Origin of the sequence: Posidoniimonas corsicana (assembly GCF_007859765.1) — a bacterium.
In the GTDB taxonomy this organism is placed as follows: domain Bacteria; phylum Planctomycetota; class Planctomycetia; order Pirellulales; family Lacipirellulaceae; genus Posidoniimonas; species Posidoniimonas corsicana.
Window position 1 is genome coordinate 434,049 of the sequence record NZ_SIHJ01000001.1, and the last position, 17,611, is coordinate 451,659.

Annotated in this window: 13 protein-coding genes; 7 read left to right on the forward strand and 6 right to left on the reverse strand. The window is 63.9% G+C overall.

From position 1 onward, the window contains the following. Nucleotides 1-9 precede the first annotated feature (9 nt). The 7 genes from KOR34_RS01565 (at nt 10) to KOR34_RS01590 (ending at nt 8,012) form a co-directional block, all read left to right on the forward strand. Entirely contained in the window at nt 10-516 is a 507-nt protein-coding gene (locus tag KOR34_RS01565) for a hypothetical protein (RefSeq protein ID WP_146561588.1), read from the forward strand. A 93-nt stretch (nt 517-609) separates the two neighbouring features. Beyond that, entirely contained in the window at nt 610-2,178 is a 1,569-nt protein-coding gene (locus KOR34_RS01570; RefSeq protein WP_146561590.1) for a sulfatase family protein, read from the forward strand. Nucleotides 2,179-2,312: 134 nt separating this feature from the next. Beyond that, nucleotides 2,313-3,113, forward strand: coding sequence for a bestrophin family protein (locus tag KOR34_RS01575; RefSeq protein ID WP_197531049.1), 801 nt, complete (start codon nt 2,313-2,315; stop codon nt 3,111-3,113). A 342-nt stretch (nt 3,114-3,455) separates the two neighbouring features. After that, entirely contained in the window at nt 3,456-5,591 is a 2,136-nt protein-coding gene (locus tag KOR34_RS01580; RefSeq protein ID WP_146561594.1) for a VIT and vWA domain-containing protein, read from the forward strand. Nucleotides 5,592-5,687: 96 nt separating this feature from the next. Continuing rightward, nucleotides 5,688-6,353 (forward strand): rhombosortase, encoded by a 666-nt coding sequence (gene rrtA / locus KOR34_RS01585; protein WP_146561596.1) that lies wholly within the window; start codon nt 5,688-5,690, stop codon nt 6,351-6,353. 28 nt (nt 6,354-6,381) lie between these two features. Then, on the forward strand, nt 6,382-6,537 hold the full coding sequence (locus tag KOR34_RS26365; RefSeq protein ID WP_197531050.1) for a hypothetical protein: 156 nt from the start codon (nt 6,382-6,384) through the stop codon (nt 6,535-6,537). A gap of 278 nt (nt 6,538-6,815) precedes the next feature. Next, a complete protein-coding gene (locus KOR34_RS01590; RefSeq protein ID WP_146561598.1) occupies nt 6,816-8,012 on the forward strand; it encodes a hypothetical protein in 1,197 nt (398 codons plus the stop codon). Between the two features lie 230 nt (nt 8,013-8,242). Here the strand turns inward: KOR34_RS01590 and KOR34_RS01595 are convergent, their stop codons facing one another. The 6 genes from KOR34_RS01595 to KOR34_RS01620 form a co-directional block, all read right to left on the reverse strand. Next, nucleotides 8,243-10,231, reverse strand: coding sequence for a Xaa-Pro dipeptidyl-peptidase (locus KOR34_RS01595; RefSeq protein ID WP_146561600.1), 1,989 nt, complete (start codon nt 10,229-10,231; stop codon nt 8,243-8,245). Between the two features lie 216 nt (nt 10,232-10,447). Beyond that, a complete protein-coding gene (locus tag KOR34_RS01600) occupies nt 10,448-12,160 on the reverse strand; it encodes a M1 family metallopeptidase (protein WP_146561602.1) in 1,713 nt (570 codons plus the stop codon). A gap of 640 nt (nt 12,161-12,800) precedes the next feature. Next, nucleotides 12,801-12,986 carry a hypothetical protein gene (locus tag KOR34_RS01605; RefSeq protein WP_146561604.1) on the reverse strand — a complete coding sequence of 62 codons (186 nt, stop codon included), beginning with the start codon at nt 12,984-12,986 and terminating at the stop codon, nt 12,801-12,803. After that, on the reverse strand, nt 12,979-13,191 hold the full coding sequence (locus tag KOR34_RS01610; RefSeq protein ID WP_146561606.1) for a transposase: 213 nt from the start codon (nt 13,189-13,191) through the stop codon (nt 12,979-12,981). The genes KOR34_RS01605 and KOR34_RS01610 overlap by 8 nt, the downstream gene beginning before the upstream one ends. Nucleotides 13,192-13,493: 302 nt before the next feature. Then, complete coding sequence (locus KOR34_RS01615; RefSeq protein WP_146561608.1) at nt 13,494-15,056, reverse strand: sulfatase family protein; 1,563 nt, start codon at nt 15,054-15,056, stop codon at nt 13,494-13,496. 23 nt (nt 15,057-15,079) lie between these two features. Beyond that, a complete protein-coding gene (locus tag KOR34_RS01620) occupies nt 15,080-17,611 on the reverse strand; it encodes a glycoside hydrolase family 95 protein (RefSeq protein ID WP_146561610.1) in 2,532 nt (843 codons plus the stop codon).

The window sequence follows — 17,611 nt, forward strand, 5'->3', positions numbered from 1 at the left end:
GAGTTCTTGATGTCTACCAAATCTGCTTTCGCCGCGTTGGGTTGTACGTTTGCCGTAGTACTGGGCGGCTGCGGCCCGGCGTCACGTACGGCGCCGCCTGCGGTCGAGAGCAGCGATCATGCTGTTCACGATCACCCAACCGAGGGCCCCCATCACGGCGCCCTAGTGGAGCTAGGTGACGAGCAGTACCACGCCGAGGTTGTGCACAATGAGCAAGCCGGAGAGGTTTCCGTTTATCTGCTGGATGCGGCGGCGACCAGCGCGGTTTCGATCGACGCGGCAGAGCTAACGCTCAACCTCACCCACGACGGCCAGCCCCAGCAGTTCAAGCTTGCCGCGGCGCCGGACGCGTCGGACCCGGCCAGCGCCGGTTCCCGGTTTACCTCAGCTGACGCCGACCTGCTTAAGGAACTGGCTCACGGCCACGCCGAGGGGCAGCTTGTCGTGCGGATCGGCGGCAAGCAGTTCCGCGGCTCGCTGCCGCACGCCGAAGACGACGAACACCATGACCACTGACGCCGCGGGAGGCCGTGGTCCTAGTTTGCAAGGGCTCGGCGAGTTCGACTAGAATCGAGGCTTACAGTGCCCACAAACCACTCGAGCGACATCATGCATATTCGTCTGGCGGCGATCCTGGCGGCGCTGTCCGTTGTTCCGGCAGTCGAGAGTTTGGCCGGCGACCGCCCCAACATCCTGCTGATCTTCAACGACGACCACGCCACCCAGGCGATCAGCGCCTACGGGTCGCGGATCAACCACACGCCCAACATCGACCGCATCGCGATGGAGGGGCTGCGGTTCAACCGCTGCTACGTGCCGAATTCGATCTGCGGCCCGTGCCGCGCCGTGGTGCTGACCGGCAAGTACAGTCACAAGAACGGCTTCCTCAACAACGGGAACACCTTCGACGGCACGCAGCCGACCTTCCCCAAACTGCTGCAGCAAGCCGGGTACCAGACGGCCGTCATCGGCAAGTGGCACCTGGGCAGCCAGCCTACCGGGTTCGACTACTGGGACATCCTGCGGGGCCAGGGCACGTACTACAACCCGGTCCTGCTGAGCGAGGACGGCGAGCGGCGAGTCGAGGGGTACTGCACCGAGATCGTGACCGACCTGGCGCTCGACTGGCTGCAGAACAAGCGGGACTCGGACAAGCCCTTTATGCTGATGTACCAGCAGAAGGCGCCCCACCGCGAGTGGTCCCCCCCCATCAGCAAGCTGCACCTGTACGACGACGTCACGATCCCAGAGCCCCCGACGCTTTTCGAAGACTACGCCCACCGGGGCAGCGCGGTCAAGCACCAGGACATGACCATCGCCGAGACGATGGACCGCCTGGACCTGAAGCTCGACTTCCCCCGCAACCTCACCGACGAGCAGCGTGCCGCGTTCGAGGCGGCCTACGGGCCTAAGAACCGCGCGATGGAAGCGGCGAACCTGACGGGCCGGGACCTGGTGCGGTGGAAGTACCAGCGCTACATCAAGGACTACCTGCGGTGCATCGATTCGGTTGATGAGCAGCTCGGCAGGGTGCTCGACTGGCTCGACGAGTCGGGGCTGGCCGACAACACGCTGGTCATTTATTCGTCCGACCAAGGTTTTTACCTTGGCGAGCACGGCTGGTTCGACAAGCGCTGGATGTACGAAGAATCGCTCCGCACCCCGTGCCTAGTGCGGTGGCCGGGCGTGGTCGAGGCGGGCCGGTTCGACGACCACATCGTGTCGCCGCTCGACTACGCCGCAACCTTCCTCCAGGCGGCCGGCGCGGAAGTTCCCGCCGACATGCAGGGCCGGTCGCTGGCGCCGCTGCTGGCAGGCGAATCGCCCGACGACTGGCGTAAGACGTTCTACTACCACTACTACGAATACCCGGGCTGGCACTACGTCCGCCGACACTACGGAGTGACCGACGGCCGCTACAAGCTGATCCGCTTCTACGAACCCGACGTTGACGAGTGGGAGCTCTACGACCTGCTTCACGACCCCAACGAGCTCAACAATGTCGCCGGAAACCCTGTGTACCGTGCGGTGCGCGAGCGGATGGTCGGCGAGTTGGAACGGCTGCGGTCCGAGCTCGAGGTGCCGGCGACCGACCCGCCCGCTTCGAATCGCAAGACGGGCCCCCCGCGGCGCCGCCAGCCGACCGATCTGTCCGCGGATGCAGCCGAAGCCGCCTAACCGCGCCGGGGTGGCGGCGGCCTTCCCCGCGCGGCACACTAGTCGGTCCCCGGCCCTGTCACCCCGCGGAGACTCGTCTGTTGCTTCAATGGATCCTCCCAACGCCCGCGCTCCTGCGCACCGCAGCCTGGTGTGTGCTGCTTGCCGCCTACAGCGTGCTGGCGGTGCTCAAAGAGCAGGGGCAGTACGCCAACTACGCCGACCTGCCACCAGGGCTCGAGGCGGCCATGTCGCTTGTGATTGGCCTGTTGCTGGCTTTCCGCATCAACCGTGCGTTCGACCGTTGGTGGGAAGGGCGCACACTCTGGGGCCAGCTCGTCAACGCCCTCCGAAACCTGGCGGCCAAGGCCAACACGCTGACCCCAAGGGACGACCCGGCCCGCGATCGGCTGACCGAGCTGCTCGTCGCGTTCCCGCAGGAGCTGCGCAACCACCTCCGAATGATGCCGCCGGAGGCGGATCAAATCGCGGGGCTGCCGGCTACTGGCGTGAAGCACCGCTGCGGCTGGATCGCCAATCAGGTGTACGGCATCTGCGAAAACTGGAAGCGGTCCGGCGTTATCCAGTACGGGGAGTTCCTGATGCTCGACCGCGAGGCCAAGGTGATGCTTGAGGTCTGTGGCGGCTGCGAGCGGATCAAGAACACGCCGATCGCGGCGTCGTTCCGCGTGCTGCTGCACCACCTGATCGCCCTGTTCCTGCTGACGCTGCCGTGGGGCCTCGCCACCGATTTCGGCTGGCTGACGCCGGCAATCATGTTCCTGACCAGCTACTGCGTGATCGCCGCTGAGGATATCGCGGAGCGCGTCGAGCACCCGTTCCAGGTTGGCAGCGACCGGCTCGAGCTGGACCCCATCTGCGCGACGATCGAGACGACCGTCCGCGAGATCATGGCGACTCCCACCACCGCCGAATTGGAGAGTCCGCCAACGTAGGCCTACGAGCGGATCCGATATGCGGTCGAGTCATGTCTTGGCACTCTTGCGTCCGCGCGTCTGCCGCAGCCCGGACGGGGCGCCTGAAGCTGCCGTATTCTCGGGCGATACGCCCGTCTCGGCCAACGTTCGGCACCCAGCAGGCATACACACAGCGTACAGCTGCGATCATTTGGCGCCGGCAACCGATGCAAGGCCCAAGACTGGTGATCGCGCGACGAACGCCATAAGCCTTTGCTTTCAAGGCACTTATGTCGCAGCAGGCGCATTGGCGCCGGGCTTGCCTAGCACGCTACCAGATTTGGAACCCCCGTTCTCCCTATCTGGAAGTGAAGGACAAGCATGTTGGTCTCCCAAGCAAGAACTCTGGGGCTCGCGGCCGCCGTTGGATTTGCGGTAGCCGTCGCTGCACAAGGGCCGGCCGCCGATGCGGCGGGCCTGCTGATCGCGGACAACGGTTTTGGTGGGGTGCTCACGCTCGAGGAGCACGACGTCAAGGTAACCATCAACAACGGCGTCGCGGTGACGGAGGTCACTCAGGTGTTCCGCAACACCGAGCAACGCATCGTCGAAGCGCTGTACACGTTCCCGGTTCCCAAGGGCGCCAGCGTCAGCAACTTCAGCATGTGGATCCAGGGCAAGGAGATGATCGGCGAGGTCGTCGAGAAGAAACGCGCCCGCGAGATCTACGAAAGCTACAAGCAGACCCGACGCGACCCGGGCCTGCTCGAGCAGGTCGACTACAAGACATTTGAGATGCGTGTCTTCCCCATCCCGGCCGGCGCCGAACAGCGGGTGCAGGTGACCTACTACCAGGAGCTCGATGTCGACCACGACGCGGCGACCTACGTGTACCCGCTGGCGACCGTGACTCGGGCGGAGATCGACCAGCGGACGCAGGGCCGGTTCGCCGTGACAGTCGACGTGAAGAACGAGGCGCCGATCGTCGAACTCGCCAGCCCGTCACACGGCGAGGACGTTGTGACCGCCGCCTTTGGCGAACACTACCGACGGGCCAGCCTTGAGCTTAGCGGCGGCGACCTCTCGCGCGACTTTGTGCTGCACGTCGGCCTGAAGCGACCGCAGACCGGAGTCGATCTGATCACGTCGCACCGCTCGGGCGCAGACGGCTACTTCCAGCTCACCTTCACCGCCGGCGCCGAGTTGGACGACGCGGCCGGCGGCATGGACTACGTGTTCGTGCTCGACATCTCCGGCAGCATGGCCAGCGACTCGAAGCTCGCCACCTCGCGCCGCGCGGTGGCGGCGTTCATTGAACAGCTCGACGCGGAAGACCGGCTGGAGGTAATTCCGTTCAACGTAACGCCGGCGCCGCTGTTCAAGAGCCTGCGTCCGGCCGACGAGTCGGCCCGGGAGGGGGCCGACGACTACCTGCAGACCCAGCGCGCCCGCGGTGGGACGGTTCTCCGGCCCGCCATCGGCGCCGCCTACCAGTACCGCGATCCCGACCGTCCGCTCAACGTGGTCATCCTGTCGGACGGCATGACCGAACACCGCGAGCAGCGCGAGCTGGTCGAGCTCATCCGCCAGCGACCGGCCAACTGCCGGGTGTTCTGCATCGGCGTGGGCAACGAGGTCAACCGGCCGCTGCTTTCGCAGCTGGCCGAGGGCGCCGGCGGGCTGGCGTCGTTCATCTCGCGGGGCGACTACTTCGACCGGCAGGCCAAGGCCTTCCGCCGCAAGCTCGTGCACCCGGTCGGAACGAACCTCTCAATCAAGTTCGCCGGCGGCGGCGTGTACGACGTCGAGCCGCAGGAGCTGCCCAACCTGTTCCACGGATCGCCCGTGCGGATGTACGGCCGTTACCGCGACAGCGGCGCCGTGGTGATGCATGTCGAGGGCGAGGTGATGGGCGCGCCCTTCGAGCAGACTGTCACAGTGGACCTGTCCGAACAGGACGACGCGAACCCCGAGATCGAGCGCATGTGGGCCTCCCACCGCGTGCAACGGCTGCTCCGCGACATGCGCCGCGACGGCGAGTCGCCCGGCGTTGTCAACGAGGTTGTGTCGCTCTGCGAGGAGTACTCGGTGGTGAGCGAGTACGCGTCGTTTATCGTGCTGGAGAACGACGCCGAGTACAAGCGCTGGAAGATCGAACGGCGCAACGCCGCACGGACCGACCGCGACCGCGCCGCGCAGGCGCAGTTCCGCGCCCGACTGGAGCAGCTGCGTGACGAGTCGCTCGCCGGCCTGGTACCGCAGCGGGAAACTCATTCGTTCGTTTCCACCGACGTCAAAGCGGCGCCCAGCGGCGCGTCCGTGCCGGCCGTCACTGCCCCTCAGGCTAATCGGCAACCGCCCGCCCCGCGGCAGGGCTTCGATCTGCCGACCCGCGGGAGCCGTTCTGTCTCGGGCGGCGGCGGAGGGGCGCTCGACCCGATCAGCGCCGCCCTCTTGTTGGGCATGGGCGGCGCCGCCGCGGCCGCCCGGCGAGCTCGCGAATCGACCGAGGCGTGACGTCCGCCGCGGTGAGTTGACGCGTGCAGGGCCGTGCTAGCACGGCCCTGCGCCTTCTCAAGCGTTCCCCCGCTACGGTCCTGCAGGAGAGACGTTATGATAACCGCTGCCCTCGCGCGCCACCGGTCGTGGCTGGCGGCCGTCGCCGACGCGCCGGTCACTTGCGCCGTGGCGGCCGCCGCCGTGCTGGCTACCCTCGCGCCCGGTCTGGCGGCGGCGCTGGAGTTCGACCGCGAGCTGATCGCCCAGGGCGAGCTCTGGCGGGTGCTCACTGGCCACCTGACGCACTGGAATCGCGACCACCTGTTCTGGGACCTCGGTGTGTTCGGGGTGCTCGGCGCCTGCTGCGAGCGGCGGGGCCGGGCGGCGTTTGCCGGCTGCGTCGCGGCCTCCGCGGTGCTGATCTCGGTGCTCATGCAGTCGGCGCTGCCGGAGATCCCCCTCTACCGCGGGCTCAGCGGGATCGACACCGCGCTGTTCGCGTTGCTGGGCGTCGGCCTCTACCGCGACGCCCGGCGGAGAGACGACTTCCCGCTACAGGCCGCCGGTCTGCTGGCAAAGATTGTATTCGAGATCACCACCTGCTCGACGCTGTTCGTCGACCATAGCGGCGCGTCGTTCATCCCGCTGGCCGGCGCCCACGTTCTGGGCGCCCTGGTAGGTCTCGCGGCCGGGCTGATAAGTCCCACTGCGACGGCGGCGTCAGCGAGCTTCTCCACACGTTGCAATGTAGGATCCAACTCAGATCGGAGAGATCCATGACCCTGCCCGTATCTCACGGCTGATCGAGGTGTACCTCTACGGAGCGTTGCTAGGGGTATTGATCACGGTCGCGGTGCTGCGGTTCCTCCTGCTCTTCCTCGAAATGCAGTCCCCGGCGTTGGCCGGGACACTGATCGCTGGCGGCGCGGCGCCTCAGGTGGCAAGTCGCAGCGCCGGCATCTAGAATCTGGCTTGGATGTAACTCCCTCTAGTAGAACATGAGCCGTGGAGATTGCCGTGCGCGCGTTTCCTATAGTTGCAACTGCGTGGATCGCTCTGGGCGTGTTGGCACTTGGTGCCGGTAGTTCCCAGGCCCAGCAGGACACGTCGAGTCAGGGCGCGTCAACTAACGAATCGCCATCGGAAGGCGGAGCCGAGTCCGCCACGGCGGGCCAGGGGGACGGAGAATCGCTGGCGCCAGCGGCCCTCCGTGGCGGAGACCGACGTCGCGGCGTTCCGGGCATGACGCCCGAAGAGCGAGACGCCTTTGTCGGCGTCTCAACCACGAACACGTACAAGCCGATCGACACTCGAGACGCCGATGGCAACGTCGTCAAGCACGAGCCGGTCGGCGTGTTTGCTCTCTCCGACGAGATCTACGACAGCTACAGCCTCGATCGTTTCTACAAGAAGGGGCTTAAGATTAACGGGATCCTGGTCGTCGGATCGCAACGGGTTTCCGATTACGCCCTGCTCGAGGCCGCTTATACGATGGACCATACGTTCCACGACAGTCCTAAGTGGGTCAAGGATATGTTTCAGCCGCTCAAGATCCGGCTGGCCATCCTTTCGGTCGTGGAGTTCACCATGGATCTTCCCGAGAACAACCGCCGAGGCGAAAGGTCGTTGGCTGAGGCGGTGTTTCAAGACAATCGCTCACGCGGGCTGGGTGGTATGCCCTGGTGTTCGTGCGGCGAAGAGAACCTCTTGAATCTTCAGGGCGACCGTTACGGGGGCAACGGCCGCCAAGGCTCCGGCGAGAATATCACCATTCACGAATTCGCGCACACGACCCTCACTGCGATCGGCGTCACACAGAGCAGCCGTCGCAACCGCGGGCCTTTTTGGGATAAGCTCCGCGAAGCGCTTGAGGCCTCGCGTTTCCCGGGCGACGGAATCGCGCCGCCCGGCCGCATCTTCGCCTGGAATCGCGATCACGGACGCAACGGCCGCCCGGGCAATGTGTACGGAGGCTCCAACGAGCACGAGTTCTGGGCCGAAGGCGCCCAGGCCTGGTTCAACAACGCCAACCCGAGAAACTCGGGCGGCATTAGCACCCGCCAAGAAGTGAAAGACAAAGACCCGCCCCTCGCGGCCCTGCTTGAGGAAGTCTACGGCGATGGCGAGTGGCGGTACATCAAGACGACAGCCACAAACCCCGACGGCAGTCCCATGCGACCCGCGGCGGAACTAGCCCACCTGGAGGGGATCGGCCGCTCCGAGATTCCTGTGTTCAACAACAACAACTCGCCGCGTGTTCAGGCCGCGGCGGCCAACCCAGAGCTGCTCGAGCAGGGCGGTCGACGCGGCCGCAGCAACAGCCGCGGGCGACGCGCCGCTGATGGAGAGGGCCGCAGCGAACGCTCTAATCAGGACGCGCAAGCTAGCGGCCAGCAACCGCGTGACGCCGGCGCCGACGACCGCGATGGCACGCCGTAGGCCCGGGCAGCGTTCCGGCGAGTTTCGGCCGCCTAGCAGCGTTGGTGTCGCAACTGGGCTTTGATCGCGGGGGGCGAGTTTATCGCTATCCGCCGCTCGGCGATAAGACGATAGTTGGCGACCTCCCCCTGCCGCCTGGGCTTCGGCTTGGAGCCCGCTGAGCTCCGACTTGGCGCCCCCATGGGCTTGCTGACGGCGATTCGCCAGAAACCGACGCAGTGCGCGGCCGCTCATGTCGCTTCGTTGCTGGGCTCCACTTCGGCCTTCTCTGCCTCTTCTTCATCTTCTGCCTGATCTGACCTCTCCGGCGCCGGTTCAGGCTCAGGCTCTCGGAATGCCCGTCGCCACCCCCTCCTGCCGTCGACGACCGGGAGCGTGAGCGATGTGCCATCGAGGTCGACGCTCAGTTCCGCGCCCGGCTTGGGCCACAGGGTGAAGTCCTGGTCGCTGGAGAAGATCATCAGGCCGATCTGTTGCTTGGCGGGGATAATCTGGTCGTCGGGCTGGAGCTGGAAGGTGACGTCGACAAACTCGCCCGGCACGAGCGGCTTGGTCTCGGTGAGCGAATCGCGGTTCTGCGGGTCTGCCCAGCCGCGGGTGATGATATTGTCCGTGATCTTGGCGCCGCGGCGCTCGTTCCACGGTAGGGAAATGAGCCAGACGGAAAGGTTCGCCGCCGGCCGATCGCAGGCCATCCGCACGGTGACCTCCGCAATGCCCGAAAGATGCAGCGGCTGCTTGAGCTCCCGAGTGGCATAGAGCAATCGGTGGCGGGTCCATTCGGCGCGGGCAAGCGCCTCGCCATTGAACGAGTAGTTGTCGACCAGCGTCTCAACGCCCTGCTCACGGCGGACCCGCCTGCGGAGCCGGCCCCGTTCGGGGGCGCCGCGGGTCAGGTGGAGTTCCACCGGCGCGGCCTTGGGGTGGGGGTAGCGGTAGTAGGCGGTCGGCTTATCGCGTTGGTCGCCCTCGCGCGTGATCCAGGCCTTGCTGTCGTCCTCAACGCCGTTGTCGACTCCGTGCAGGTAGTGGGTGAACCAGCGGTTCATGAGCTTCATCGGGGGCTCGCCCCCGTGGCCGCCCTGGTGGTAGTAGACCTGGGCGGGCAGTCCCTTCTCTCTCACGGCGTTGAAGATGCGGTAGCTGTGCTCGGGCATCACGTTCCAATCGTTGAAGCCGTGGGACATGAACAGCGCGCACTTCATTGGGCCGAGTTGGTGCAGGTAGTCGCGGCTCTTCCAGAAGTCGTTGTAGTCGCCGTTGACGCGGTCCTGGTTCTGACGGAACAGCGTGTCGCGGATTTCGCAGTCGCAGTGTGCGCGCATCGCCTCAGCGCCGGAGTGGATGAACTCGTAAAGGCAGTCGATGTCTTCGCCTAAGTAGCCGCCCGGGTGACGCACCAGGCCGTTTGAGCGGTAGTAATGGTAGTACGACGTGTTGGGGGCGACCGGGATGATCGCCTCGAGGCCTTCGACGCCGGTCGTCGCCGCGGCCAGGGGCAGCGTGCCGTTGTACGAGGTGCCAATCATGCCAATCTTTCCGCTGCACCACCCGGCCGAGACGCGCTCAAAGCCGTCGGGCGTGGTGAAACCGTCGGCGCGGCCACAGAGCCAATCGATGACCGCCTTGGGGGCGAGCGACTCGTTCTTGCCGCCAACGGTCGGGCAGCCTTGCGAGAGCCCGGTGCCGGGCGACGACGAGTGCACCACGGTGTAGCCGCGGGGCACCCACGCCTCTGTGTGAGACTTGGAGATCAACGGCCGCATGCCCTTGCGCACGATCGCCGGGGCGGACGTGCGTTTCTTGGGCTCGCCGCCGAGTTCTTGGTGGGGATCCCAGAAGTACTTCTTGCCGGTGGGAGCGGTGCCTGCGAAATAGGGACTTGAGACGTAGACCACCGGCAGCTTGAGCCCGGCGAGTTCCGTCTGCCGCGGCCGCGTGACGCTGACGTGCATCCGGTCGAGGCGGCCGTCGTTGTCGGAGTCGAAATCGGTCTCTACCCACAGGTCCTGTCGCAGCCAGTAGGCGGCGTCCTTGAACCCATCAACAATCTGGGCCTCGCCTTCCTCGAACACAGGGGTTGCCTGCATCGGGTCGACGTACTCGTCCTGCTCGTCATCTGCCCGCGCCACGGTCGTTGTGCAAAGCAAAGCGGCGAAGAATAATCGGTAAGCCAGTTTCACGGAACGACCTTGGGCCAGAGTGCTTGTCGCTGACATCGGAGTGGGTGCGGGGCGTGGACGGTTGGTCGGCGGGCGGCGCGGTCAATCGCGTCGGTATCATTATGCGTAATGGCGCCCACCCGCGCCAAACGCCGCAAGCTGGAAAGCATGACGATGGAACCACAAATGAGTCTGGCATGCAGAACCGTGGTCTCCGGCCTGCCCGGGGCGCCAGGAGGGGGCCGGTCGTCATTCCGCGACGAAACCTAGGTTCTATTCTTTCTCGACTTCGATGTAGTACAGGTTGGTCGCGACCTGAAAGTCGCTCATCGACAGCGGAGTCGTCAGCGACTGCCACTTGTCGGTAGGCGTGATGGTCTGCCACGCGGTGGGGGCGCCAACCTTGACTGGCATTGCAAAGCCCTCCACGTCCGCTTGCCAGCGATAGGAGACGCTGTCGCCATCCTCGTCGAACCTCAATTCGAGCACGGGGATGGCGGCATGGCGAAGGTACTGTTCGAAGATCGGGGCGAGCTCAAGGCCCGTTTCGGCGTTGAAGAACTCGGCCACGTCCTCGGTCAGAATGTTCTTGTACTTGAACCTCTGAAAGAAGTCTCGCTGCAGCTTCCACCAAACTGTGTCGTCGTTAACAACGCTGCGTAGCGTATTGAGAAACAGCGAGCCCTTCTTGTACTGGTCTCCTGGCGGGGTAGCATACACGCCGCGTTCGCCCACCACCGGCCGACGATTGGCCACCTGTCGCTTGCCATGGTTGAGGTAGGCCATCGCCTCCGCGTAACCGAAGTGGTACTCGACGTACACGCTCTCGAGGTAGTTCGTCCAGCCCTCGTGGATCCACATATCGGCGCGATCGGCCGCGCTAACGGCGTTGCCGAACCACTCGTGACCACTCTCGTGGATGATAATAAAGTCGAACTTCAAGCCGGCGCCAGCGCCACGGCCAACAAACCCGTTGCGGAAACCGTTGCCGTAGGTCACGGCACTCTGGTGCTCCATGCCGGTGTACGGGACGTGTATGAGCTTGTAGCCGTCACGCTTGAAGGGGTACTCACCGTAGTGGTGTTCAAACGCTTCAAGCATGCTCCGCACTTGGACGAACTGTGACTTGGCTTTGTCGAGCGCCTCCGGCAGTACATAGTAGTCAAGAGTCAGGTCGTCCCAATCTTCTTCGAAGTGGACGTAGCTGCCGATATTGAGGGACACACAATAGCAGTTGATGGGGTACGAGACGCGCCAGTCCCAACGGGTGAAGCCGTCGCCAAGATCGGTCGAACCAACCAGCCGCCCGTTGGAAACGCCGGTTAGTCCATTCGGCACGGCGACGCTGATGTCCATGCTCTCCACCTCGTCGCACCACTGGTCCTTGCATGGCCACCACATCGCCCCGCCTTCTTCTTCGCAGGCCGTGTACACCCACGGCCGGCCGGCCGGATCCTCTTCGAACGCCAAGCTACCAAAGCGGCCGATCGGCGTGGGTTTGCCGGAATAGGAAACCTCAATGGAGTAGGTTTTGCCCTCCTCGAGCGTGTGGGGGAAGTCGATGAAAATTGAGTCTGCCTGCCGTTCGTACTCAAGCTCGGCGTTGGCGAATGAGATCCCGTCGACCCGCAGGATGTCACGGAGGTCTATCTGAATGCGTGACCCGTCCTCGAGCATCTTGAAGCGGATGGTGTTCTTTCCAGAGACGGTTCGACGGGCCGGGTCGATCCGCACGTCGAGGTAGTAGTACAGCAGGTCGTTATTTGCGCGCTCCGGCCCGTACTTGCCGCGGAGCAGCTTGCTCTCCTCCGAGCTTCTCGCCGGACGGGGGCGGGAGCGGCGCTGACGCGGCGCTTGGTCGGGTTGCGTCTGATTGTTGTCCGCGTTCTGAGGCGACTGGGCGACCACTTCGACCCCCGCAGAACTCAGCCAAAAGACGCCCGCAAAACAGATCGTAGAAGCCACGAGGCCCCATGAAGTTCGCATCTTTCTCTCTCCCCATCTGAAGGCAGACCAACCGCTATCGAAACCATGCTATGCGGTCGCAGAGGCGACTGCAAACACGAGCCCACACGACTTCCGAAGGACGTAGCGCGGCCGGCCTTGGGGCGCGCACGGCGATTTGATGGGCGTGTTGTGGTGCGCCTTGGCGACCGGCTCCCGCTGGGAGGACACGCCGCGACGCATGCGCTGCAGTGGCCGTACAGCGCACCGCCGGTCTTCGGCTTACAAGCGACGGCAGCGGAAGCGAGTACGGCACGACGGCCCGGCTGTCACCCAAAACGCCTGGAGTTCGCTCGCCATGGACGCCGTCTGCTACCGCATCGCAAGCGTTGCAGAGATGTTGCGTGGCTACTAGACTTCGTTTCGTCAAAACTTCTAAGCCAATCCTGATTGCCGGTAGCAGAGACAGTGGTAGCGGCCGCATTCTGATACGTGTCCATTGAATTGCGTGAATGAATCTTGCCTCGCAAGCCTTGGGCCAGTCTCAGATCCTCATGATGGCGATCACTATGCAGGCGATCTTGATAAGGCCGTGGAAGAGATGAGTGCGCCGATCGTTACTAACGACAAGCCTTCGGAAGGCGTGGAGCCAGCTGATGGAGCGTTTGATGATCCAGCGTCGCTAGGCCGTCCGGTAGTAGGTCAGCTTGCCGGGCACGTGCGGGGTGATCGCCAAGAAGAGCAGCGGCTCGATGAACTGGACCTCGGCACGGTTGGCTGACTCGATATGGATGGCCAGAGGAAGGCGCTGGCCATCGGCCAGGACGATCACCTTGGTCCCCTCGCCGCGGCATGTCTTCCTACGCACCTACGCCTTTCTGAGCCGAGGCGAACGCCGCGTCGGCGAAGCCTTCGCTCCAGTCGACTTGGCCCGCCCGGTCGAGCTTGTCAGTCAGCCGACGCCGGGCATTCCGGAGCACGCCCGACTCGGTCCACTCGACGAACCTCCGCCAGCAGGTCGGGTACGACGGGAACCTGGCGGGTAGGTCCTTCCAGCACGGGCGGCCGCCCATTGCGTTCGGCTTTTCGCTAGCAAACAGGTCGCCAATCAGCCGCCATTACTCGTCGCTGAGTTCTGGCCGCAACTCGGTCGCATCGTGCTCCGTCCTGGAGCCCTCGCTCCCGCGGGATCGATCCGTCAGCAGAGGTCTCCTTTCGAAGCCTCATGCGGAAAAACGGAACCCCTATTAGTCTAGCGCGAGAGGTTCCTGAAACTGCCCCTAATCAATTCTAAAGCGATGCGCGGTGCCTCTGATCCTGTACTCCGCTAGAATCTATAAAGGATGGCGGTAGCGCGGCTGACCTAACGTTCGATCTACTCCGATCTCAGCCTCTGCAGCTCGGCGTCCATTCTCTGCACGACGTCAGGGTACTGCTCGTAAACATTCGTTGTCTGATTGACATCCGCGTCGAGGTCGTAGAGTTGGGCGGGGGGGGCGTCGTGTTTGAGCCGGCCGTTCTCGATGTCACTGTTGGTGCTGCCGACGAAAGCGGTGGCCGGGGGGCCTCCCCAGGCGTGTTGGCGAGGTTTAGATCCCGCGAAACCGCCACTCCCCTGTCGTGGGATGTACATCCACTTCCCGCTGCGGAGTGAAAGGTGAGACTTCTTGTGCGCCGCCAGAACTAGCTGATCGCGGAGTGGCGCCTCCGGGTTCTCGAGCAGAGCGGGCAAAACGTTCACCGAGTCCTTTCCCCCGAGCGAATTGGACTCCTGCCCGGCGAGGGCCGCGAAGGTGGCGAGCATGTCCACGTTGCAAATCAGCTGGTTCGATTCGCTGCCCGCTTCGATCCTGCCCGGCCATCTGGCAATAAACGGAACCCTGTGACCGCCTTCCCATGCGCCGAACTTGAAGCCGAGCAGGTCGCCGTTCAGGCGATGCCCAAGTTTGACAGCGGTTCGTCCGCCGAGATTCAGCATCCCTCCGTTGTCGCTGGTGAAGATGACAAGCGTGTCATCGTGCAAGCCGAGCTCCGCCAGGCGGGCGACCACCTGACCCACGATCCAATCCAGTTCTTGGATGAAGTCGCCGTAGAGCGCGGCGTCGCTCGTCCCTTGGAACGCTTGGCCGGGCGTGAACGGATGGTGGATGTGCGTTGTCGCCAGGTAGAGGAAGAACGGCTGCTCCTTGTTGGCGGTTATCCAACCGGTCGCCTTTTCAGCGAGGACGGCGCCGACCGTGTAGTCGTTGTACCGCTTATGGGCTTCCGTCGCGCCGGCAAACTGATTGGGTGACCGTTGCGACGCTTCGGGCGGGATTGGAGTTATAGGGGTCGCGTCTATAGAGTTTCTTCTGCCGACGTGAACTAGCGGATCGTTGGGGTCTCCGTCAACGACGCGATCGTTCTCCACATAGACGTAGGGGGGGGCGCTGTTGACCACCGGCACGCCGAAGTAGTAGTCGAAACCGAGATCCAAGGGGCCCGGCCGCAGCGGTTCTTGCCAATCGTTCTTGCCAGCGCCAAACCCTAGGTGCCACTTGCCCAGCGCGGCCGTAGCATAGCCCGCGTTCTTGAACACGTCCGCAATGGTCAGCTCGTCGGTATCGATCAGCAGTCCAGAGTCGACGGGGGCCGGCCCCCAAATCCCGGCGCCGTTCGTCGCTCGGAACGGGTAGTTACCCGTTAGCAGTGCGTACCGCGAGGGGGTACATACGGCGGAGGCGGAGTGGGCGTCGGTGAACCGCCTTCCCGTACTCGCCAGCGCGTCGATGTTTGGCGTGTCGACCTTCGTCGCCCCGTAGCAACCGAGATCGCCGTACCCCAGATCATCGGCAAAGATAAACACCACGTTTGGCGGTTTGGCGGAGCAGGTTTGCAGTTCTGCAAACAACCCCAAGGGAATAAGCAGGTGAGAAAAGATCACCGTCTTAGCGTTCATCGTACGTCTCATCGATAGGGGGGCTAATTGCTGAGGGGCCACACAAAGGATTCGCCTTGCTCGACGGCAATCACTTCACTGAGCGTGCCTTCATAGAAGATGCGGAAAGCGCCGCCGTTCAAGGAGCGGATTGTGGCATGGGTGAGTTCGCCCTGACCCCATTCAAGGTCTACCTCAAAACCGCCCCGCGCACGCAGCCCCGTCACTTTACCGCCCGTCCACGCGGGGGGGAGAGCGGGAAGCAGGTGCAGGATGTAGGGCGCCCGGGCTAGTGCATCGTCTGGGGCAATGGGCAAGAAGTGACTGGGGTTCGCAGCGTCTTGTGCGTAAGCCACGAAAGCCGCGCGGCGGATGTCCGGCGAACTGCTATTGATGCTGCGGAGGTGGCTCTGCAGCAGCATCTCACAGACGCCCGCGGCGCCGCCGAAGTTGCCATCGATCTGGAACGGTGGATGATAGTCGAACAGGTTTGGGTAGGCCCGCTGTGCCGTGAGAAAGCGGTAGAGCTGGTGGGCCTTGGCGCCGTTGTGCAGACGCGCCCAGAAGCAGGTCTTCCAGCCGCTGCTCCACCCTGTAGACCGATCGCCACGGTGACTCATCGTTACTAGGGCCGCTTCGGCAAGCTCTTCGGTAGTAAGGGGTGAGATGTCACGGCCGGGGTGAAGGGCAATCAGGTGAGAGATGTGCCGGTGTTTGTCTTTTGGGTCGTCCCAGTCTTCGGGCCACTCCTGAAGCTGTCCGTGCTTTCCGGTCTTCTGTGGGCAGAGCTTCGGGATCAGCCCACGTAGAGTCTCGCGAAACTCTTGATCCCGATCGAGGACTGTCGAAGCCTCGATGCAGTCGATGAACAGGTTTAGCAGGAGTTGCTGATCCCACGATGCGCCGTAGGCCTGCTTGTTCAATCGGCCGTGCTGACCAACAAGGTAGGCGTTCTCTGGTGACCAGGTGGGATAGACCACAAGGGAACCATCCTTCCAGGGGGCAAGGAACTCGATGAAGAACTCCGCGGCTCCCTTGAGAATCGGATAGACCTCTGCGAGGTAGGCCTGGTCTTGGCTGTACGCGTAGTGCTCGAAGAGGTTCTGCGCGATCCAGTGCGCTGCTTGCTGGTGGCGGCGCCCGTGCGGGTTCTGTGCGGTAAACCCGTAGACGTTACCATTGACGCCCATGCACCAGCCCTTGCTCACGCCGAAAGTCTCACGCGCTGTGTGCCTGCCAGACTCGGCAAGCACCTTGGCCCATTCCACAAACGGGCGGAACGAGCCTGGAAGGTTTGCGGGGTTCACCATCCAGTAGTTCATCTGCACGTTGATGTCGGTGTGGTAATCACAATTCCACGCGGGTGAGAGGTCGGCGTTCCAAATCCCTTGCAGGTTGGACGGCGCCGGCGCATCGCGTGAGCAGCAGACCTGCAGGTAGCGGGCGTAATTGAAGTACAGCTCTTCCAGCTCGATGCCGCCGCCAGCGGCCAGGAGCCGATCGGTGGTGAGGCCCGACGGTTGGTGATCGAGCGTCAGTCGGCATCGGTCCATCAGGGCCGATACGTCCGCGGTGTGGGCCGTGCGGAGCGCGTCGTAGCCTTGTGCCACCGCCGCGGACAGCGTCTGCTCACAATCCGCCGCAAAGTCGCGCCCCTTGAACGTGGGGTAGATTGGCAGGTAGTCCGAGTAGCCGGCCAAGAAGATTGTTATTGCGGTAGCCTCGGCGACGGCAAGGGAACCATCGGAGAGCGGCGTGGCTTTCCCGTCGGTCGCATCTACGTAGACCGCCTGCATGAACGCCACATCATCTTTGGCCATCGGGCATTCTGCCACGAGTGTTATGCGCGTGTTGCTGGAGTCGAGTCGCGTTACACGATGCTGCGTTGTGACTGCAATCCTGAGGTTTAGCTTGGCGCCCTTGGCGGTGTACCGGACCGCCACTACGTCGGCTGGGTGGCTGCAGAAGTATTCCCGCTCGAATTCGGCGTCACCGATCCGGTAGCTAACTCTGCCGACGCCGGTGCGAGCGTCGAGCGAGCGTCGGTATCTGCGCACAGCCGCGGGGTCGTGGTCACTTGAGATTAAGAGATCTGCGAAGGGGGCGTAGTTGCCCAGCGGTTCGACGCTGCTGAGGTGCTTGGTCGACAAGGCCTCCATGCTATCGGGACCGCGGCCGTACTTGCCCTCGCGGTACGCCGCTCGCACTGTGTCCAGATTCCGAAACGCCCCTGGGCGGGTCCCCGACTGGGCCACGTCGCCCAGCCCACGTTTCGCGTTCATCCACAGCGTGATCTCGTTGATCAGCAGGTGCTCTTGGTTGATCCCTCCTGAGAACATTGCGCCCAATCGGCCGTTGCCCAGCGGGAGCGCCGTCTGCATGTAGCCGAGTCGGGAGGCCGCGCTGTCTGATTCCGCCAGCAGGTCGTCAATGCCGGGCGCGTCGTACTTCAGCACGAGCCGGTCTTCGGCGGCGAGCAGCGTCCCCGGCGAGGACGGCGTCAGAACGAACAGGCATGCGAGGCAAATCTGCCGCACGGCCAGTCCAGCTGCTTCTGAAGCGTGTCTTCGTTGCAT